The organism is Streptomyces sp. NPDC005799 (genome assembly GCF_040630525.1).
In the GTDB taxonomy this organism is placed as follows: domain Bacteria; phylum Actinomycetota; class Actinomycetes; order Streptomycetales; family Streptomycetaceae; genus Streptomyces; species Streptomyces griseorubiginosus_B.
In genome coordinates this window covers 57,464-75,472 of record NZ_JBEXXQ010000055.1, presented here as the reverse complement: position 1 = coordinate 75,472, position 18,009 = coordinate 57,464, and the positions used below count along the sequence as shown (strand labels likewise).

The window sequence follows — 18,009 nt, the reverse complement described above, 5'->3', positions numbered from 1 at the left end:
GCGCCCTCCTCACCGCCATCCCCACCCTCATCGTCTACTTCGTCCTGCAACGCCAGTTCGTCAGCGGCCTCACCCTCGGCGCCAACAAGGGCTGAGTCACAGGGCGTTCAGCAGGACGACGTACACGCCGATGCCGAGCAGGGCAGGGCGAGGGTGAGGACGATCGCCAGGACGGCGATCAGGTACGAAGTGCTGGGCATCGGCTGTCTCTTCGGCGAGGAGGCGGCGGGCGAGGAGGTGCCGGGCCGGGTGCAGCGGGAAGGACGACGCGTAGAAGACGTGCCGGAAGTTGACCACCAGGACGGTCACGGCCACCGTGCCGACCAGCAGCAGTTCCAGGGAGCCGGCGAACGCGGACAGGCACAGGGGAAGATGCCGAGCCCTGCCGCGAGGGAGTCCCGCACCCCGGCGGCGATCTGCTGACGCCGGGGCGCGGCAGCCATGGCCTGTGGATGCGATCGATGAAGCAATCATTGCCGAGCTGGAGCGGGACGGGCGGCTGACCCATGTGGAGCTGGCGCAGCGCGTGGAGCAGACGCCGGCCCGGGCCGAGGAGGTCCTGGAGCTACGGCGGCTGTTCGGCACCCCCGATCATTTCGTGCGCGTGGCCGTCGCGGACCTCGCGGCGTACGAGACGCCGGCCCCGTAGCTCCGCCCCGCACGGCTGGGCCGGCGATCATCGCTTCAGCAGGCTCAGGATCAGCGTGGTGATGTCCTCCGGCGCCTCCTCCGCCATGAAGTGGCCCGCACGGGTGGTGAAGTGCTGGAGGTCGGTGGTCCATGGACGCCAGATCGCCGTGGCGTCGAACCCCAGCTGCCGGCCCCAGTCCTGCTGGATCACCGTCACCGGCATCGTGAGCCGGTTACCGGCGTCGAGGTCGGCCTGGTCGTGTGCGATGTCGACGGTCGCCGTGGCGCGGTAGTCCGCGACGATCGACGGTACGGCGTTCCGGCAGGCGCGCAGGTACTCGGCGCGCACGTCCGCCGGGATCGCGTCGGGGCTGCCGGCCCAGACGTCGAGGAAGTGGCCGAAGAACGCGTCGGCGCTGCCCGCGATCATCCGCTCGGGCAGACCGGGCGGCTGCGCCATCAGATAGAGGTGGAAGGCCACCGCCGCGCCCACCCCGTGCAGGACGTTCCAGGTGTCCAGCGTGGGGACGATGTCCAGCAGGCCCAGGTGGCTGACCCGGTCGGGGTGATCCAGACCGGCCCGGAAGGCTACGTGCGCGCCTCGGTCGTGCCCGACGAGGGCGAACCGCTCGCACCCCAGGGCGTCGGCCAGATGGACGACGTCCGCGGCCATCGTCCGCTTCGCGTACGTGTCCTCGGAGACCGCCTCCGGTTTGCCACTGGCGCCGTAGCCGCGCAGATCGGGACAGATCACGGTGTGCTGCTCGGCCAGGGCGGGAGCGACGTGCCGCCACATCAGATGCGTCTGGGGAAAGCCGTGGAGCAGGACGATCGCCGGCCCCTTTCCGCCGACCGCCGCGTTCAGCTCGATCCCGTCCGCCCCTGCGTACGACCGGGTCTCGAACCCCGGGATGGCGATGCTCATCGGTGCTGTCTCCTTCTCCCGCGTCCGCAACCGTGAGCCACCGCGGCTCACCGGTCGATGCGGGGACGAGACGAGCCTCGGCGAGGCCGGTCAGCAGTGGGTCAGCGATCGCCGATGACAATGGAGGCATGAAGATCGTGGTCAGGGTGCTCGGGCCGATCGAGGTCACGGATGCCGGGGGCCGCCCACTGCGGGTGGGCAGTCGTCGACGCCGTGAGCTGCTGGGCCGGCTGGTCGCGGCCGGCGGCCGGGCCGTCCCGCTGGCGGTGCTGACCGACGATCTCTGGGCGGACCCTCCGTCCACCGCGGCCGGGACGATCCGTACCTTCGTGGCCGAGGTGCGCCGAGCCCTCGAGCCGGACCGTCCCCCGCGAGGCCGTTCGTCCGTCATCGAGACCGTCGGCAGCGGATACGCCCTGCGCGTTCCGCGGACAGACATCGACGCCCACCGGTTCGAGGACACCCTTCGCACGGTGACCGACGTACCCGACGGCCAGGTCGTCGACGTGCTCGGCGAGGCGCTCACCTGGTGGCGGGGAGAGCCGTACGGAGACCTCGACTCCTCGCCCTGGTTGACCTCGGAGCGTGCCCGACTGGCCGAACTGCACTCTCAGGCCGTCGAGTTGCGGGCCCGGGCCGTGCTCGACCTCGGACGAGGCGCTCCGCTCGTCCCGGAGCTGGAGGCTTTCACCGCCGCTCACCCCTGGCGGGAGCATGCCTGGAGACTGCTGTCCCACGCGCTCTATCAAGCCGGCCGCCAGGTCGACGCGTTGGCGGTGCTGCGTGACGCACGAGCCCGGCTGCTGGAGCAGTTCGGGCTCACCTCGGCGGACGGCCTCGACCATCTCGAACGGGACATCCTCCGGCAGGCTCCCCATCTCACGCCCGCGCCGCGGGACGAGGATCGGTGGCGCCTGCTCACCCGCACGGAGGCGACGGGGACCTACACGCGGCTGCGCACGATGAGCACCGTCGCCGGTGCCGCCGCGATCACCGGGGGCACCAACCTGGTCCTGGCCCAGGAGCAGCGCGCCGCGGCCGTCGCGGAGGCGGAACGGACGGGCGATGCCGCTCTCACCGCCCGCGTCATCGCGGCGTACGACGTCCCCACCGTCTGGACGCGCACCGACGACGCCGTACGCGCCGAGGCGCTGGTCACGACCACCCGCCGTACGCTGCGGCGGCTCGGACCGCAGGCGCCGGCCGCGCTGCGGGCACGGCTGCTGGCCACCATCGGGCTCGAACATCGCGGGAGCCGGGACCGCTGGGCCGCCGAGGCGGCGACGGAGGCCGAAGGTCTCGCCCGGGAGCTGCACGACCCGAGCCTGCTGGTGCTCGCGCTCAACGCCCGTTTCGTGCAGTCCTTCCAGCGTCCCGGACGCACCGCCGAACGGGACGGCATCGGCGGCGAGCTCATCGACGTCGCCACGCGGCACGACCTCCCGTTGTTCGAGATCCTCGGCCGTCTGATCCGGATCCAGGTCTGCGCGGCCCGCGGTGACGCCGAGACCGCGCACCACCACGTCGTCGCCGTGGAGCGGCTCGCCGACCGTCACGAGACACCCCTTGTCCACGTCCTCAACGCCGGGTTCCGGACGATGCTGCTGGCGGCGCGATCGAGCGACCCCGCGGAGGTCGCTCACGCCTATCGCGGCCTCGCCGCCGATCTCGCCGGGGCCGGTATGCCCGGAGTGGAGGCGGGTCTGTTCCCGCTCGCGCTGCTGTCGGTCCGCATCCGCCATCGGCGCCCCGCACCGACCGACCCAGGCCTCGACTGGGGTCCGTACCGGCCCTGGGTCCAGCCCCTCCTCGACCTCGCCCGCGGCGACCGTACGGCGGCCCACCGAGCCGCCGCCGCCCTGCCCGTACCCCCTGCCGATCACCTGTACGACGCGCTGTGGGCCGTGAACGCCCGTACGGCCACTCTGCTCGCAGACGACTCACTCGCCGCCCGGTCGCGAGAGGCACTGTCGCCCCTGCGCGGCGAGATCGCGGGCGGTGTGACCGCCATGGTCACGTTCGGGCCCGTGGACGACATCCTGCGGCCCCGTTGAACCGCCCGCGCCCCGGATCAGTGGTCGTGCGGGCCCGGGCGGTGGACCGGGCCGTGGGCGTCGTCGCAGTGTTCGGGGGCGTCCGCCGTGGGGGCGGTGATCTGCAGCAGGGTTCCGGCTCGGGCTCCCTCGCCGAGGTGGTCGACCTGGAGCGTGGTGTGCGTGATGCCGTAGTCGTGGCGCAGCAGGTCCTCCAGGTCGCGGCGGACGGCGTGACAGTCGCCGCCGGGTTCGACCAGGACGTGCGCGGAGAGCGCGGACTGGCCGGAGGTGATCTGCCAGACGTGCAGGTCGTGCACCTCGACGACGGCACGGTGGGCGACGAGCTGGTCGCCGACGGCGTCCGGGTCCATGTCGGCGGGCGCGGCCTCCAGGAAGATGCGGCCGGACTCGCGCAGCAGCCCGTAGCCGGCCTTCACCATGAGGGCGACCACCACGAGGGTGGCGATGGGGTCGGCCCGGTCGAAGCCGGTGAGGACGACGATCAGGGCGGCGACGGCGGTGCCGACGAAGGCGAACAGGTCGTTGAGGATGTGCTGGTAGGCGCCCTCGACGTTGAGGGAGCTGCGGTTGGCCCGGGAGATGCACCAGGTGGCGACCACGTTCACGGCGATGCCGGTGAGGGCGGTGGCGAGCATCAGGCCGCCCTCGACCTCGGGCGGGCTGATCAGCCGCCGTACCGCCTCGTACGCCAGCCAGGCACCCAGCAGGAGCAGGGTCAGGCCGTTGGCCTGGGCGGAGAGGATCTCGGCACGCTTGAGGCCGTAGGTGTAGCCGCCGCGGGCCGGGCGGGCGGCGAGGCGCATCGCGATCAGCGCGAGGACGATCGAGGCGGCGTCGGTGAGCATGTGTGCCGCGTCCGAGATCAGGGCCAGCGAACCGGCGATGACGCCGACGACGACCTCGACCGCCATGAAGGCCGCGATGAGGGTCAGGGCGATGCCCAGCCAGCGGCGGTCCGCGTCCGCCGACACACCGTGGGAGTGCCCGCCGTGCCCGTGCCCACCGGCCTCGTGGTCGTGCCCCGGCCCGTGACCGTGGCCGTGATCGCTCATGTCGTACGCCTTCCCCCTCGCGGCGGGTGTCCTCGCCGCAGTGAAACGCATGGTGGAGTGAATCACCAAAGGCTGCACCGGTGACCGTTGTCATCATCGATAAGATGTCGCTGACCTGGGGGAACGCGGGGCGTCTCGGTGGGGATGGCAGTCGGGTCACTCCTCGTCCTGGCAGCCTTGCCCGGTGGCGCGCGGGCCTGTCGCGGTGGCGCGTATCGCTGGGTGCACAAGGACGCGCGGCCGCGGTTCTTCCTGGGAGGCCCGCCGCGCGCACCGGGCAGGGCTGCCGCCGGCGCTCGGCCGTCCCGGACGGGCCGGCTCGCGGCCCGTCCGGGCTGGTCGCGGAGGAATACGACGTACGACAGCGCCAGTTGCGCGGCAACCTGCCCCAGGGGCCTTCGTCCACGCGCTGTTGCTGGAGTGCGCGGCACGGCTGAAGGACGCCTCCGGCAGCGAGCGCTGAGGCAGGACGGCGCACCGGGTCGACGGCCGTTCTCGGCGAGCGGTTACAGCCGACCCGGACCGCCTGTTGCCCAGGACGCGGCGGCTCGGGTGTGCGCGAGGGCTTCCACGGCTGCCGCGACCTGGCGGGGGCTGGAGATCATGGTGAGGTGGCGGGCTCCGGGGATGAGGGTGGGCGCGGGTGCGCCGATGCGACGGGCGGTCTGCCGCGGGGTCTGCCTGCTGAACACCTCGTCCCGGGCGCCGAAGACGACGGACTTGGGAATGTGGACGGCGGCGAGACGGGATACCTGATCCGCGGGCAGGCCCGGCACGCCCTGGCCGAGCATGTCCCACAGCGCGGTCTCCGCCCCCGGCACCCGCAACGGCCGCCGCCACTCGTCCACTCCGGCCTCGTCCAGCCGCGGACAGGCCGGCCCGCACTGGGCGTCGTAGAAGGAACGGATGAGCCAGTCGACGCCGAGGCCGAGGCGCAGCAGGCTGGTGCGATAGGGGTCGATCAGCACGTACTTGAAGGCGGACGGCGGACCGGCGCCGGTGTTCAGGGCGTCCCCGTCGAGCAGCAGGACGCCGGCGAGCCGGCCCGGGGCGCGCAGGGCCGCCTCCGTGACGACCGCGGCCCCGCTGGAGTGGCCCACCAGCAGGGGGCGTTCACCCGGCCCGCCCAGGTTCAGGGCGTCGAGGAAGCCCAACAGCTGGCGGGTGAAGTGGTCGACGGTGTAGGGGCCACGGCGTTGGCTGTAGCCGTCTCCGGTCAGGTCCAGCGCGTAGACGCGGTGATCGCGGGCGAGGAGCGGGGCGAGGCGTGACCAGGTGTCCGCCTGCTCGAAGGCACCGTGGACGAGGACGACCGGCGAGCCGCTCGTGCCCCAGGTCCGGTACCGGGTGCGGACATCGGCCGCCTGGACGTACCGCAGCCCCTGCGGAGGCGCGGCCCGCCCCGCCGTGAACGCGTTGAACACCAGCGACGCCGTGGTGACGACGGCCAGCAGAACGGTGCAGGCGATCACCGCGCGCCGCACCCACCGCCTGAGCCGTGACCGGCCCCGCACGGGTGTGCTCTCCGCGCCGTCGGTGTCCACCGGCCGGGGTTCGACATCCACGTACGCTTTCCCTTCTCTCCCTGACCTCCGCTCCACAGCATCGCCCCGTCGGGGATGGGGATCATCCACCGCAGGTCGTCACCTCGCGTACTCCCGTGGGCGTAAAGGCCCGTCCCCGAGACCCTCGCGTTCAGTCCGCCGTCCGGGCCGGGCCGCCGTCACCTTGCGCAGCGGGGCGGCACCGCGGGGCGGCGTGGGCTGGCAGGTGCGGGCGGTGCTCCCGGCGCGGAAGCCCTGAGCGACACGGCCTTTCGCTCAGGGTCGGGCGGACGGCTCGGGCCCAACTCCACGCCGCGGGCCCACTTCGTCGGGAGGGGCGGTCACCGAGCGGGTGGAGTGGGCGTCGTCAGTTCCAGCCGCCGAGGAAGCCCGAACTGAGCTGGGCGTCGCAGATGTTGTACCCGCCGGACGCGTGCCCCTTCTTCGTGTGGCCGTCGACCGTCACCGAACAGTTGATGTCGCCGGAACCCTGGAGCTGGGCCGTCACGGTGTAGTACATCGCGTCCTTGTGCAGCGGCAGCGTGGCCTTGAACTCGCCGTTCTTGAAGGTGCCCTTCCGGGTGTCGGAGTCGGAGCCGTAGCTGATGTCCAGCGATCCGAGCGCGCCGGCGGGTGCGGTTCCCCACACCTTGAAGGTGACGACCTTGCCGCCGGTCTTCTTCGTGTCACCGGTCTTCTGCCCACTGCTCGTGCCGGTGTCGCCCGCCGGCTTCCCGCCCGTCGACGCGGACGCCGTGGCCTTGGCCTGGCCGGAACCGCTGGAGTTCTTCGAGCCGGAGCCGCCGCCCAGGACCGCCGCGACGACACCGATCACCACCACCAGACCGATGACGCCGAGGCAGCCGAACCCGAGGATCCTTCCCACGCCGGTCTTCTTCGGCGGCTGCGGCGGGAACGGCGGCTGGCCGTAGGGCTGCTGAGGACCGCCCCAGCCGGGTTGCTGCGGCGGGTACTGCTGGTTGCTCATGGTTCCCCCTGAGTCAGATACAGATCTGCTGAATGCGAGGTATGTGACTCGCAGGGGAACGCCTGAGGTTGCCGTGGATCACGCGGTTCACTCGAAGGTGTTCAGCGGAAGTGCTCGGTGTCGGGCGGTTCGGGCAGGTCCTCCAGGAAGTCCGCCGTGGGGACGTGGAAGAGGGTCCCGGTCAGGGCGGTGGAGAAGTCCAGGATCCGGTCGTGCGGCGCGTCCGGGGTGCCCAGGAACATACGCTCCAGCATCGTCTCCGTGACCCTGGGCGTACGGGCGTAGCCGATGAAGTAGGTGCCGAACTCGCCCCGGCCGACGGTGCCGAAGGGCATGTTGTCGCGGAGGATCTCGTGCTCCGTGCCGTCGGCGTCGGTCACCTTGGCCAGGGCGGTGTGCGAGTCGGCCGGCTTGACGTCGTCGTCCAGCTCGATGTCGTTCAGCTTCGTCCGGCCGATGATCTTCTCCTGCGCCTCGACGGGGAGGGCGTTCCACGCGTCGAGGTCGTGCACGTATTTCTGCACGACGACGTAACTCCCGCCCGCGAACTCCGGGTCCTCGTCCCCGACCAGGACGGCGGCGCCCGCTCCGGCTCCGACGGGGTTCTCCGTGCCGTCGACGAAGCCCAGCAGATCGCGTTTGTCGAGGTACTGGAAGCCGTGCACCTCGTCCCGTACGGTCACCGCCTCGCCGAGCCGGGCCATGATCTCCGTGGCGAGCGCGAAGCACAGGTCCAGCCGTGTGGCGCGCAGGTGGAAGAGCAGGTCACCGGGTGTGGCCACGGCGTGGTGCACGGGTCCGTGCAGCTCGCGGAAGGGGTGCAGCTCGGCCGGGCGGGGGCCTGAGAAGAGACGGTCCCAGGCCTGAGAGCCGATTCCGGTGACGCAGCTGAGCCTGCCCTCCGGCTCGGCGCGGAAGCCGACGGCACGCTGCAGGGAACTCACCTGGGACAGCACGTCCCGGGTGACGGCCTCACCACCCGGGTCGATCGTGGCGACCAGGAAGATCGACGCGCTGGTGAGAGGGGACAGCACCATCTGCGGAGTCGGTGCCGAGGCGTCGTGTGCCATGCGCGGCTCCCTTCCCGTCGTCGTCTGCGGTTCGGCGGCGGACGCACACCACGTCTTCGGCCGGAACGGAGGCGTCGGGGGCAGGGCCTCCTCGCTCCCCGCCGACTCTATGACCCGGAGGTCGCCACCGCAGCCGGACGGAGGGGAAGCGGGAGAGTGATCCGGCACTGTCGCGACAGCGCAGCGTGGCGGCGGCCGACACCGGGCGGAGGAGTGCTGTGAGTGACGCTTCGTCCCCTCCGGCTCCACGGCCTGCCTCGGAGGAGGAGCGGCGTGCGGCCCTGCCGTTGCACTGTCTGGTGTGCGGCTGCCTCGCGGCGCCGGCGGCCGACCTGGGCGCCGCGGTCGAGCACCTCGACACGCTGCCCGACGCGAACCGCCGGCTGCTGTGCTCGGCCCTGGCCGGACACTTCCTGCTCAGCGACTCGCCTGGCTGCCCCGGGCGGGCCGGGAACGCCGCTGGCTGTTGTCCGTCGCCCTGCCGTGCTGCGCGCTGCCGCTGCTCCTGGCGGGGTTCGGGGCCACCGTCCCGACGGCGTCCGTCGTCTGGCTGCTCGTCCTCGTCGTGCTGTGGCCGACGCTGTACGAACACCGCCGCACAAGAAGGCGGGTGTAGCCCCGTGAGGTGGGGGTAGACGTGCGCCTGGCGGTCGGGAAGGGCTGTGACCTGGGGAGGTTGAGCAGCCCTTCCCGACCAACTCACTTCGGCGGCTCAGCCGTTGACCGGGGCGCCTTCGACGTAGTCCAAGTCCGCTGTTCAGAAAGAGGAGTTGGAGAACTGCAGATTGTTGCTGCCGGAGTTGAGAGTGACGGTGGTCGGCAGGGTCCAGTAGTCGTTCCAGCTGTAGGTGTTGCGGAAGGTGAGTGTGGCGGCCGTACCGCCGTTGACCGACAACTGGGCGGTGCGGGACTCGACGTTGGTGTCACCGGAGCCGTCCGCCTTGAGGTCGCTGAGGGTGAGCGTGGTGCCGCCGTTGGGGCTGACGGCGACGCGGTTGATGCCGGCGGTCAGGTACAGCCGGGCGGGCAGGAGTGACGCGAGGTCAGCCGACCTGATCGCCGGCCACGTCGCCCACCGCGTTCTCGGTCAGCAGCACGGCCGCCATGATCCGCTTGCCCACGGGTTCGCGGTGCATTTCGAGGCTCCGGCACAGGGCCGTCACGATCTCCAGGCCGTGCTGGCCGACCCGGCCCGGATCCGTGGCCTGGACGAGCGGCAGCTGCGGTTCGCTGTCCCACACCGTCACCTCCACCGCCCCGTCGCCGACCTCCAGCGTCAGCAGGCACGGGCCCGGAGCGTACTTGTGGGCGTTGGTCACGAGCTCGCTCACCACGAGCTGGACGGCGCCGACGGCGCGGGGCGAGACCGTCAGGCCGTGCCTGTCCTGGAGGTCGACGAGGAAAGAGCGGGCCAGGTCGCGGGCTTCGGCGATCTCCTCGTGGCCCTCGAAGGCGACGGCGGCGGAGATCCGACGCTCCAGCAGGGGTTGCGGACCCTCCTCGTTCTGCCCAGGCAGCTCCATGCACAGTCCGCCTCACGTCCGAAGCGCCGCTTGCTCACCCCATCTACCCCGGGCGCATCACCACATTCGTCATATAGGCGAAATCTACTTCAGGTGATCGCCCCCACCGGGCCACGGCGCGCTTTCACCCGCGGTGGGTGATGTCCCCGGCGCGCCCCGGCCGAAGACTTGTCGCGCACAGATCTGTGGCGGCTCCCGCCCTGCCGCCACGGCGTCCCGGACCCGGCAGGGGGATCACGTGAACCGGTACCCGCCCATCGCGGAACACGGCATGGTCGGCGACCTCCAGACCGCCGCCCTGGTGTCGTCCGGCGGAACCATCGACTGGTGGTGCACGCCTCGCTTCGACTCACCCAGCGTCTTCGCCTCCCTCCTGGACGGCGAACGCGGCGGACACTGCCACCTGGCCGCGGAGTTCCCGGACGGGAACGCCATGACCGTACGACAGCTGTACCTGTCCGACACGGCCATCCTGGTCACCCGCTTCATGGCTCCCGACGGAGTGGGCGAGGTCGCCGACTTCATGGTGCCGAACCCGTCCAAGACACCGACCGACGTCCATCAGCTGGTGCGGGTGGTGCGGGTTGTCCGGGGCCGGCTGCCCTTCGCCCTCACCTGCCAGCCGCGCTTCGACTACGGCCGCGGCACACACACCCTCTCGCTCCCCGACGAGCACTCCGCCGTCTTCCACGGCCCGGGCGCGGACCTGCATCTGCAGTCCACCGCCGGCATCGCCTTCCACGAGGACGGCGACGACGTCAGCGCACGCTTCACCTTGCTCGCCGACCAGGCCGCCGCCGTGGTGCTCACCAGCGCGCCCGGCGGGTCTCCCGCTCCGCCCGTGCCCACGCTGGAGGGGGTCGCGGACGCCATGGAGACGTGCCGCACCTTCTGGCTGTCGTGGCTGCGCTCGTGCACCTACCGGGGCCGCTGGCAGGACATCGTGAACCGCTCGGCGATCACGCTCAAGCTGCTGACGTACGCGCCGACCGGCGCCCCCATCGCCGCCGCCACCATGGGACTGCCCGAGCAGATCGGCGGTGAACGCAACTGGGACTACCGCTACACCTGGATCCGTGACGCGTCGCTGTCCGTGCGCGCGCTGATCGACCTGGGCTTCGAGGACGAGGCGTACGCCTTCCGCCGCTGGCTGCGCGAGCGCATCGAGACCAGGGATCGGAGCTCGGGCGACCCGCTGCAGATCATGTACCGGATCGACGGCGACCCCCATCTGTCCGAGGAGACCCTCGACCATCTGGAGGGCTACCGGGGCTCCCGACCGGTGCGAGCGGGCAACGCGGCGGCGGACCAGCTCCAGCTCGACATCTACGGCGAGGCCTCCGACGCGCTGATCGTCGGCGGGGACATCGGCGCGATCCGCGGCTGGCATGCGCTGAGCGAGGTCCTGGACTGGCTCGCCGAGCACTGGGACCAGCCCGACGAGGGGATCTGGGAGACCCGTGGCGGACGGCAGGACTTCACCTACAGCCGGCTGATGACCTGGGTGGCGTTCGACCGCGGCGTCCGCGCCTCCGCCGCGTTCTCCCGCCCCGCCGACATCGCCCGCTGGACCGGCGCACGGGACGCCGTCTTCCGTCAGATCGTCGAGCGCGGCTGGCACGACAAGCGCCAGGCCTTCGTGCAGCACTACGACACCGACGTCCTGGACGCCTCACTGCTGCTGATGCCGAGGGTCGGCTTCGTCTCGCCCCACGACCCCGACTGGCTCAGCACCCTCGACGCCATGGACGAGGAACTCGTCAGCGACAGCCTGGTCTACCGGTACAACCCGGCGGCCTCCCCTGACGGCCTGCGCGGTTCGGAGGGCACCTTCAACCTGTGCAGCTTCTTCTACGTCGAGGCACTCGCCCGCAGCGGCAGGCTCAACCAGGCCCGGTACGCCTTCGACAAGATGCTGACCTACGCCAACCACGTCGGCCTGTTCGCGGAGGAGATCGGACCCTCGGGCGAGCAACTCGGCAACTTCCCGCAGGCGTTCACCCATCTCGCCCTGGTCACCGCGGCCATGGCACTCGACGAGGAACTCGAGAAGGCCAAGACCGGACCCCGTCACGGCGACGGCGGCCACCCCGTGACCCATGGCCTCACGGTGCCCCACGCGGACGCGGGCGGCACCGGTGGCTGAGACGGCCGCGGCGGCTCGGTCGCCGGGGCACAACAGGGTGCTCGCCGCCCTCGCCCTCGCGCATCTGCAGCTTCGCCGGCTCCAACATGAACGCTGCTCATCTCGTCGCTGTCCGCCGTACGACTCGCGAAGCTGCACCCCCAGCGCACCCTGATCATGGCCGACTTGGTCGTCGCCATCGCCGGTGTGGCCCTGCTGATCGCGCTGGCCGCCGCGTACACCACCGCCTGGGCCTACGTCCCCGGGCTGCTCCTCATCGGCCTGGGCCTCGGCGGGATGCCGACCCCCTCGGTCAACGTCGTCCGGTCCAGCTTCCCCGAGGACCGACAGGGCGAGATCTCGGGCCTGTCCCGCAGTGTCTCCCATCTCGGCTCCTCCTTCGGCACCGCCATCGCCGGCACGATCCTGGTCTCCGGCCTCGCCAAAGGCGCCTACGCCACATGGATGATCACCCTCGCCGTCACGGCCCTCATCGGCCTGGCCGCAGCGACCCGCCTCCCGAGGCCACGGCCGCCGACGACCGGCAGCCGGCCCGGCCCGCCTCACCGGCGAGCCACTGATCACGAGGTCTGCTGTGTCCGGCCCGAGACGGACGAGGACAACACCGTCCTGTCGGCCCTGCCGGGCTCGTCGCCCGTGACCAGCCGCAGGTGGGCGGTGATCTCCTTGCCTCTGCCGCGGGGAGTGACGACGACCTCGTCACTGACCGAGTGCACCAGGTGCAGTCCGTGTCCGCCGACGCGGCCGCGGTCGGGGGGCCTGACCGTCGGAGCCTGCGGCGAGGTGTCGTACAGGCTGATGGCCAGGTGTGTGCTGGTCAGCTGCACCGTGAGCGCGCAGGGGCCGGGTGCGTGCCGCAGCACGTTGGTGACGAGTTCGCTGACGACGAGTTCGGCGTCCATGGCCCGGGACGCGGGAACGGGTGCGCGGCCGGCGCGCGGGACATGGGCGAGGATGGTGCGCAGGTCGCGGCGTGCCTGGGCGGCGCGGGCCGTGGTCGGGCCCCACGCTGCGGCGTAACGCAGCGTGGCGTGCTCGTTCCAGCCCGGCTCATCCTCCGCCTGCTTCATAAGCGGGATGACCATGTGGAGCTCTTTCGTTGTTCACCACTCGTGACCGATTGCCGCTCTTGCGGCTACCCGTGCACGGGCCACGTACACGGCCCCACACGATCCGCCGGGAGTGACGTCGTGGCGACGGTCAGAACCAGTGCAGGCAGTGCGGGGCGCGGTCGGCGCGGAAGAGGGCGTCCGCCCGGGTAGCCGCGTCAGGGTGGTGGGCCCGGATGTGTCCGGCGCGCACGAGGGTGCTCGGGGTGGTGCCGCCGAGGTAGAGCGAGCCGAGGTCGCTGACGTCCAGGGACAGGTCCGGCTCCCGGTCCGTCGGGACGCATTCGGCCTTGCTGTCCCGGACGGTCAGCAGATGGCGGCCTTGCTCGCCGAGGAACTCGTCGGTGACGTCGAGGACGAGCTCGCCGTCGGTGAACCAGCCGCGCGCGGTCAGCGCACGCGGTATGTCCAGCAGCCGCACCCAGAGCCAGTCGGTGTGGTCGCCGACCTGGCCGGCCCGGAAGTCCTGGAGCTGCCAGCGCAGCGGATGCTCCGGCGGGACGTGCTTGAACACCACCTCGGTGACCAGGTCGTGGCCGAGCAGGAACCGGGCCAGGGCGGTGAAGACGGCGTCGTCACCTGTGATGATCTCGTCGACCGTCAAGGTGGCCGGATCGGTGAGCGAGTAGCTGGCGTATCCGTCCGCGACACCGTCGGCGTCCCGGTGGACGGCGAGGTAACGCGGCGCGGGAGAGATCGGTGGCTGACCGGCGCCCAAGGCCCACCAGCGGTGCGGCCGGGACAGCGCGCCGGACTGGGCGCGGCGGTAGCGGTCGTACACCTCTTCGAGGAGTTCGCCGCACACGGCCCGTCGCAGCACCTCGACCGTGCCGGTGCCGGAGACGCCCGCCGGGGAGTCGGCCCTCGCGCGTGCCCGCGCGGGGGCGAGGGCGCCCCGGTGGCGTGGCACCGTCAGCCGCTGGGTGTAGGTGGCGGATCCGTATCCGAACCGGCGGTAGATCAGCGCCTCGGAGGCCAGCAGCACCGACAGGAACTCGCCCCGGGCCCTCAGTTCGGCGAGCTGATGCCGCATCATCGCGGTGAGGACGCCCTGGCGTCGGTGCGAGGGCAGGACGCCGACGGCGGTCACACCGGCGGCCGGCACGAGGACCTCCCCGGGCAGGGTGAGTTCGAAGGAGTACGCGCCGGCGGTGCCGACGGGGAGCCCCTCGGCGGTGACGGCGAGCAGGTTGCGGTCCATCTCGAGCGCCGACCACCAGACCCCGCCACCGGCCTCGTTCGGGGTGTCCGGGAAGCGTCCGAACGCGGCGTACATGGTGTCGACGAAGACCTCGAGGTCCTGGTCGGTCGTGGAACGGATCTCCATGCTGCCGCTGCCTCCCCTGGCCACCGCCACCACGATGTGTGATGCCACGCCACCATGCCGCGTCAACCCGTGCCCGGGTCAAGCGAATTACGTCGGTAGCCGGTGCCGGTCGGCCTCGGTCGCGCACGGTGGTCACCATCGGGTTACCCAGTCACCGAAAAGTGCGTTCTTCCACGTCAGCCATCACTCTCCTATGGTTTTCGAGTAACCGATAGAGACCACGAAGGTCTGACATGAAAGGCGGACGGCATGGCCATCACTCTCAGGAACCCCGAAGGGCTGCCGAAGATCGACGTCTACCATCAGGTGGCGATCGCCTCCGGTTCGCGGCTGGTCTTCGTCGCCGGGCAGGTCGCCTGGGACGCCGAGGGGACGACCGTCGGCAAGGGGGATCTCGTCGCGCAGGTCGAGCACGGCTATCTCAACGTCGCCGCCGCTCTGGCCCAAGCCGGGGGCTCCTTCGACGACGTGGCGAAGCTGACCTTCTACGTCGTCGACTGGAACCCCGACAAGATGCCCCAACTCCTGGACGGCATCTCGCGGGCCACCGCGAGGCTCGGGGTCACCCCGGCCCCGCCGACCACACTGATCGGGGTCGCGGCGCTGGACGTCCCCGAGCACCTGGTCGAGATCGAGGCGACCGCGGTCCTCGACTGAGCATGTGCCGGCCCTGAGCAACTGGCCCTCGGGGCCCGGTTGTTGTCCCGACCACGCCTCGGCATGATGGATGTCGTACGCCGTGAGTCACCACCGGCCACCGGCCCCTCCGGGGCGGCACCCGGCCGGGGTCCATGTCGCGATATAGCGTTAGTCTTCTCGTCGCGTCGCTGCTCGCGTCGCACCAAGACGTCGGATGACGTTCGACAGGACCAGGACGGAAGCATGTCGGGAGAGATGTCGCCCACCCCAAAGGGCTCCGACCTCGGGTCGCCGCCCGAGCTGCGAGCCTCCCACGCGGACCGGGACCGCGTGGTGGACGTGCTGCGCATCGCGGCCGGGGACGGCCTGCTGACCTCGGACGAGTTGGACGAGCGTCTGGAGGTCGCCCTGTCGGCACGGACCCTGGGCGAACTGTCCGCGCTCACCGCCGACCTGCCGAACGCGTCGGCCGAGGCGGCGGCCAAGGACGTGGTCCGGATCGAGCAGGTGCACAGCGGCGCGATCGAACGCGTGGGGCGCTGGGTGGTACCGCGGAAAATGGAACTCGCCGTGTACTGGTGCGATGTGACGCTCGACTTCACCGAGGCCGTGATCACGCACGACACCTTGCGGATCGACCTGGAGACGGCGGGGAAGACCCTGACGCTGATCACGAGGCCGGGCGTCGTCGTCGACACCGACGGCCTGCGACTGCTCCACAGCAAGCTCAAGTACCGTCGGGCTCCTGCGGATCAGGACGCTCCGGTCACCCTGCGCGTGGAGCTGGTCGGTCAGAAGGCGCACGGCCGCGTGGTGGTGCGGCCCCCTCGGCGGACCTTCGGCCAGTGGCTGCTGCGCAGGCCCACGCCCCCTGCCGCAGGCGCTTGATCCGCTCCCGCCGGAGCGGCGGACGGCGTCGGCACGACGTCAGAGGGAAACCCGACCGACCCAGCGGTGGTACGCGTCCATGTCGACGTTGCTGCCGCAGATGACGGTCACCACGTGCCGGCCGGCGAAGCGGTCCCGGTTCTCCAGGAGCGCCGCGACGCCGAGCGCCGCCGACGGTTCGACGACGAGGCCGGCGTGGTGGAGGAGCATCCGCATGCCGGCGACGATCGACGCCTCCTCGACCAGCAGGGCGTCATCGGCGACCAGGAGGAGGTCGTCCAGGACGACCGGGATGGGGTACCGGCCCGCGACACCGTCGGCGATCGTGTCGGTCGAGTCGGTGGTGACCACGCGCCGGCTGTGCCAGGAGCGGGTCATCGCCGGCGCGCCCAGCGGCTGGACGCAGATCACCTCGGTCCCGGGCGCCAGGTCCTTGACCACGTGCCCCACACCGGTGGCGAGCGCCCCGCCGCCGAGTGCGATCAGGACGGCGTCGAACGACGGCTCGGCGTCCACGAGTTCCAGGCCGATGGTCGCCGCGCCCTCGCAGGTCTCGAGGTCCAGGCTGTCCTCGACGAGCCGGATGCCCTCGTGCCGCGCGACGGCCGCCGCCCGCTCGCGTGCCGCCTCGTGGTCGCCGTCCACCAGTTCCAGCCTGGCGCCCAGCGCGCGGATGCGATCGAGCTTGGCCACGGTCGCGAAGCGCGATGCCACGACGGTGACGTCGAGGCCCCGCCCACGGCCGGACCAGGCGAGCGCCTGGCCGAGATTGCCCGCGCTGGCGCACACCACGGCCCGCGGACCGTGCTCGGCGAGCCGGCTCGCGACCACCTCGGTGCCGCGTGCCTTGAAGCTGCGGACGGGGTTCGCCGTCTCCAGCTTGACGCTCACCGCGCAGCCGAGGTGCGGCTCCAGCGCCTCGCAGCGGTACAGCGGCGTGTCGAGGAACACCGGGTCGATCACCCGGCGGGCCGCCCGGATCCGGGCGGTGTCGAGTCGTGTCTGCCGCACGACGCAGCAGCGTACCGGTGACGGTGTGGACGACGACCGTCACCGGTGTGCGCGCCGGGTCACAGCGTCGCGGTCGTCTGCTCCCCGGCCCCGCTGCCCGCGAGCCACTGGCTCCAGGAGAGGTTGAAGTCGGCGTAGCCGTTGTCGGCCGGGGCGTTGCCGCGGGGCGAGCCGGTGATGGTGACGGGGTCGCCCTGCTTGATCTGGCCGTAGAACCACTTGGCGTCCGCCATGGACAGGTGGACGCAGCCGTGCGAGCCGCGGGCGCTGCCGCTGCCCGGATAGGGGTCGCCGGTCGAGTAGTGCACGTACGTGCCGGACTGGGTCAGGTGCACGTCCCAGGGCAGTGTCAGATCGTAGTAGTTGGGGCTGCCCTTGTCGCAGCTGATGCCGACGCTGCAGGAGGTCATGTGGACCTTCTCCTGCTTGTCGATGACGGCCATCGTGCCGTCCCACGTCGGGTACTGGGCGCTGCCCGCGTTGATGGACAGGGTGCGCACCAGCTTGCCGTTGCGGGTGACCTTCATGGTGTGGCCGGTGACGGAGACGTCCGCGCGGACGTCGTCGCCAACAGTGAAGGTGTGCGTGTAGCCGTGCACGCCGTAGCGTCCGTTGCCGTTGCTGACGCCCTCGAGGTCGGCGTCGATCTTCACCTTCGTACCCGAGGGCCAGAAGGTCTTGGGCCGCCAGTCGGCGCGCCGGTCGCCCATCCAGTGCCAGGCGCCGGCCACGGGCTGGGAGGCGCTGACCTTCATGTGCTGCTCGACCGTGGCCCGGGCCTTCTCCGCGACCGGGTTCGTGAAAATCACCGAGATCGGCATGGCCACGCCGACCGTGGTGCCCGTCTGCGGGGTGATCGTGTCCAGCAGCATCGGCGGGCCCGCGGGCTTCGTCGGCGTCGGCGAGGCACTCGCGCTCGCCTTCTCCGACGCCTTCGCGTCGGTGCCGCTCGCCTTGTCACTGCCGCCCGCGCCGCAGGCGCTCGCACCGACGAGCGTCGCGACCGTGACGAGTGCGATCCCTATGCCACTTGTGCGCCGTCCCACGACCTGTCCCGTTCTCTCCACTGCCCAGCCCCTGCGGGCCCCGACTCCTAGTCA

At 71.3% G+C, this 18,009-nt stretch carries 17 protein-coding genes and 4 pseudogenes; 9 read left to right on the top strand and 12 right to left on the bottom strand.

Features of this window, described 5'->3' with window-relative positions; all coding sequences use genetic code 11:
• A pseudogene (locus tag ABZ453_RS39635) lies at positions 1-95 on the top strand (carbohydrate ABC transporter permease); the annotation flags it as partial.
• Position 96: 1 nt separating this feature from the next.
• Here the strand turns inward: ABZ453_RS39635 and ABZ453_RS39630 are convergent.
• Complete coding sequence (locus ABZ453_RS39630) at positions 97-315, bottom strand: hypothetical protein (RefSeq protein ID WP_359023053.1); 219 nt, start codon at positions 313-315, stop codon at positions 97-99.
• A gap of 133 nt (positions 316-448) precedes the next feature.
• Between ABZ453_RS39630 and ABZ453_RS39625 the strand changes: the two are divergent.
• Positions 449-634: pseudogene (locus ABZ453_RS39625) on the top strand (AsnC family transcriptional regulator); the annotation flags it as partial.
• 42 nt (positions 635-676) lie between these two features.
• On the opposite strand, the gene ABZ453_RS39620 reads toward ABZ453_RS39625, so the two are convergent.
• Positions 677-1,555: an alpha/beta hydrolase gene (locus ABZ453_RS39620; RefSeq protein WP_359023051.1), complete on the bottom strand. Its 879-nt coding sequence runs from the start codon at positions 1,553-1,555 to the stop codon at positions 677-679.
• A gap of 128 nt (positions 1,556-1,683) precedes the next feature.
• Between ABZ453_RS39620 and ABZ453_RS39615 the strand changes: the two genes are divergently transcribed.
• Positions 1,684-3,609: an AfsR/SARP family transcriptional regulator gene (locus tag ABZ453_RS39615; protein ID WP_359023049.1), complete on the top strand. Its 1,926-nt coding sequence runs from the start codon at positions 1,684-1,686 to the stop codon at positions 3,607-3,609.
• Positions 3,610-3,626: 17 nt separating this feature from the next.
• On the opposite strand, the gene ABZ453_RS39610 is transcribed toward ABZ453_RS39615, so the two are convergent.
• Entirely contained in the window at positions 3,627-4,664 is a 1,038-nt protein-coding gene (locus ABZ453_RS39610; protein WP_359023047.1) for a cation diffusion facilitator family transporter, read from the bottom strand.
• A gap of 323 nt (positions 4,665-4,987) precedes the next feature.
• Here ABZ453_RS39610 and ABZ453_RS39605 point away from each other — a divergent pair.
• Positions 4,988-5,127: pseudogene (locus ABZ453_RS39605) on the top strand (glycoside hydrolase family 15 protein); the annotation flags it as partial.
• Positions 5,128-5,170: 43 nt separating this feature from the next.
• Here ABZ453_RS39605 and ABZ453_RS39600 read toward each other — a convergent pair.
• The 3 genes from ABZ453_RS39600 to ABZ453_RS39590 all read right to left on the bottom strand — a co-directional run bounded on the left by ABZ453_RS39600 (position 5,171) and on the right by ABZ453_RS39590 (position 8,266).
• Positions 5,171-6,229, bottom strand: a complete 1,059-nt coding sequence (locus ABZ453_RS39600; protein WP_359023045.1) for an alpha/beta hydrolase — start codon at positions 6,227-6,229, stop codon at positions 5,171-5,173.
• 346 nt (positions 6,230-6,575) lie between these two features.
• Complete coding sequence (locus ABZ453_RS39595; protein WP_359023043.1) at positions 6,576-7,196, bottom strand: hypothetical protein; 621 nt, start codon at positions 7,194-7,196, stop codon at positions 6,576-6,578.
• A gap of 101 nt (positions 7,197-7,297) precedes the next feature.
• Complete coding sequence (locus ABZ453_RS39590) at positions 7,298-8,266, bottom strand: Dyp-type peroxidase (protein WP_359023041.1); 969 nt, start codon at positions 8,264-8,266, stop codon at positions 7,298-7,300.
• Positions 8,267-8,654: 388 nt separating this feature from the next.
• Between ABZ453_RS39590 and ABZ453_RS39585 the strand changes: the two genes are divergently transcribed.
• Positions 8,655-8,882 carry a hypothetical protein gene (locus tag ABZ453_RS39585; RefSeq protein WP_359023039.1) on the top strand — a complete coding sequence of 76 codons (228 nt, stop codon included), beginning with the start codon at positions 8,655-8,657 and terminating at the stop codon, positions 8,880-8,882.
• Between the two features lie 141 nt (positions 8,883-9,023).
• Here ABZ453_RS39585 and ABZ453_RS39580 read toward each other — a convergent pair whose 3' ends face one another.
• Both ABZ453_RS39580 and ABZ453_RS39575 read right to left on the bottom strand, forming a co-directional pair.
• Positions 9,024-9,161, bottom strand: coding sequence for a hypothetical protein (locus ABZ453_RS39580; protein ID WP_359023037.1), 138 nt, complete (start codon positions 9,159-9,161; stop codon positions 9,024-9,026).
• A 148-nt stretch (positions 9,162-9,309) separates the two neighbouring features.
• The gene (locus ABZ453_RS39575) at positions 9,310-9,789 is read right to left on the bottom strand and encodes an ATP-binding protein (RefSeq protein WP_359023035.1); all 480 of its coding nucleotides are present in this window, start codon (positions 9,787-9,789) and stop codon (positions 9,310-9,312) included.
• Between the two features lie 238 nt (positions 9,790-10,027).
• Between ABZ453_RS39575 and ABZ453_RS39570 the strand changes: the two genes are divergently transcribed.
• A complete protein-coding gene (locus ABZ453_RS39570) occupies positions 10,028-11,935 on the top strand; it encodes a glycoside hydrolase family 15 protein (protein WP_359023032.1) in 1,908 nt (635 codons plus the stop codon).
• Positions 11,936-12,028: 93 nt separating this feature from the next.
• A pseudogene (locus ABZ453_RS39565) lies at positions 12,029-12,466 on the top strand (MFS transporter); the annotation flags it as partial.
• 29 nt (positions 12,467-12,495) lie between these two features.
• Here the strand turns inward: ABZ453_RS39565 and ABZ453_RS39560 are convergent.
• Together ABZ453_RS39560 and ABZ453_RS39555 are read right to left on the bottom strand one after the other, a co-directional pair.
• The gene (locus ABZ453_RS39560; protein ID WP_359023030.1) at positions 12,496-13,020 is read right to left on the bottom strand and encodes an ATP-binding protein; all 525 of its coding nucleotides are present in this window, start codon (positions 13,018-13,020) and stop codon (positions 12,496-12,498) included.
• A gap of 115 nt (positions 13,021-13,135) precedes the next feature.
• The gene (locus ABZ453_RS39555) at positions 13,136-14,371 is read right to left on the bottom strand and encodes a GNAT family N-acetyltransferase (RefSeq protein WP_359023063.1); all 1,236 of its coding nucleotides are present in this window, start codon (positions 14,369-14,371) and stop codon (positions 13,136-13,138) included.
• A 249-nt stretch (positions 14,372-14,620) separates the two neighbouring features.
• On the opposite strand from ABZ453_RS39555, the gene ABZ453_RS39550 reads away from it, so the two are divergent.
• Positions 14,621-15,028 carry a RidA family protein gene (locus ABZ453_RS39550; protein ID WP_359023028.1) on the top strand — a complete coding sequence of 136 codons (408 nt, stop codon included), beginning with the start codon at positions 14,621-14,623 and terminating at the stop codon, positions 15,026-15,028.
• A 237-nt stretch (positions 15,029-15,265) separates the two neighbouring features.
• Positions 15,266-15,898 (top strand): DUF1707 domain-containing protein, encoded by a 633-nt coding sequence (locus tag ABZ453_RS39545; protein WP_359023026.1) that lies wholly within the window; start codon positions 15,266-15,268, stop codon positions 15,896-15,898.
• Positions 15,899-15,937: 39 nt separating this feature from the next.
• Here ABZ453_RS39545 and ABZ453_RS39540 read toward each other — a convergent pair whose 3' ends face one another.
• Both ABZ453_RS39540 and ABZ453_RS39535 read right to left on the bottom strand, forming a co-directional pair.
• Positions 15,938-16,909, bottom strand: coding sequence for a pyridoxal-phosphate dependent enzyme (locus ABZ453_RS39540; protein ID WP_359023025.1), 972 nt, complete (start codon positions 16,907-16,909; stop codon positions 15,938-15,940).
• A 59-nt stretch (positions 16,910-16,968) separates the two neighbouring features.
• Positions 16,969-17,955: a L,D-transpeptidase gene (locus tag ABZ453_RS39535; protein WP_359023023.1), complete on the bottom strand. Its 987-nt coding sequence runs from the start codon at positions 17,953-17,955 to the stop codon at positions 16,969-16,971.
• Positions 17,956-18,009 lie beyond the last annotated feature (54 nt).

Coding starts and splice junctions, on each gene's coding strand:
- ABZ453_RS39610 (WP_359023047.1), bottom strand. CDS start 4,664: ATGAGCGATCACGGCCACGGTCACGGGCCGGGGCACGACCACGAGGCC.
- ABZ453_RS39550 (WP_359023028.1), top strand. CDS start 14,621: ATGGCCATCACTCTCAGGAACCCCGAAGGGCTGCCGAAGATCGACGTC.
- ABZ453_RS39555 (WP_359023063.1), bottom strand. CDS start 14,371: ATGGAGATCCGTTCCACGACCGACCAGGACCTCGAGGTCTTCGTCGAC.
- ABZ453_RS39560 (WP_359023030.1), bottom strand. CDS start 13,020: ATGGTCATCCCGCTTATGAAGCAGGCGGAGGATGAGCCGGGCTGGAAC.
- ABZ453_RS39575 (WP_359023035.1), bottom strand. CDS start 9,789: ATGGAGCTGCCTGGGCAGAACGAGGAGGGTCCGCAACCCCTGCTGGAG.
- ABZ453_RS39595 (WP_359023043.1), bottom strand. CDS start 7,196: ATGAGCAACCAGCAGTACCCGCCGCAGCAACCCGGCTGGGGCGGTCCT.
- ABZ453_RS39545 (WP_359023026.1), top strand. CDS start 15,266: ATGTCGCCCACCCCAAAGGGCTCCGACCTCGGGTCGCCGCCCGAGCTG.
- ABZ453_RS39620 (WP_359023051.1), bottom strand. CDS start 1,555: ATGAGCATCGCCATCCCGGGGTTCGAGACCCGGTCGTACGCAGGGGCG.
- ABZ453_RS39590 (WP_359023041.1), bottom strand. CDS start 8,266: ATGGCACACGACGCCTCGGCACCGACTCCGCAGATGGTGCTGTCCCCT.
- ABZ453_RS39615 (WP_359023049.1), top strand. CDS start 1,684: ATGAAGATCGTGGTCAGGGTGCTCGGGCCGATCGAGGTCACGGATGCC.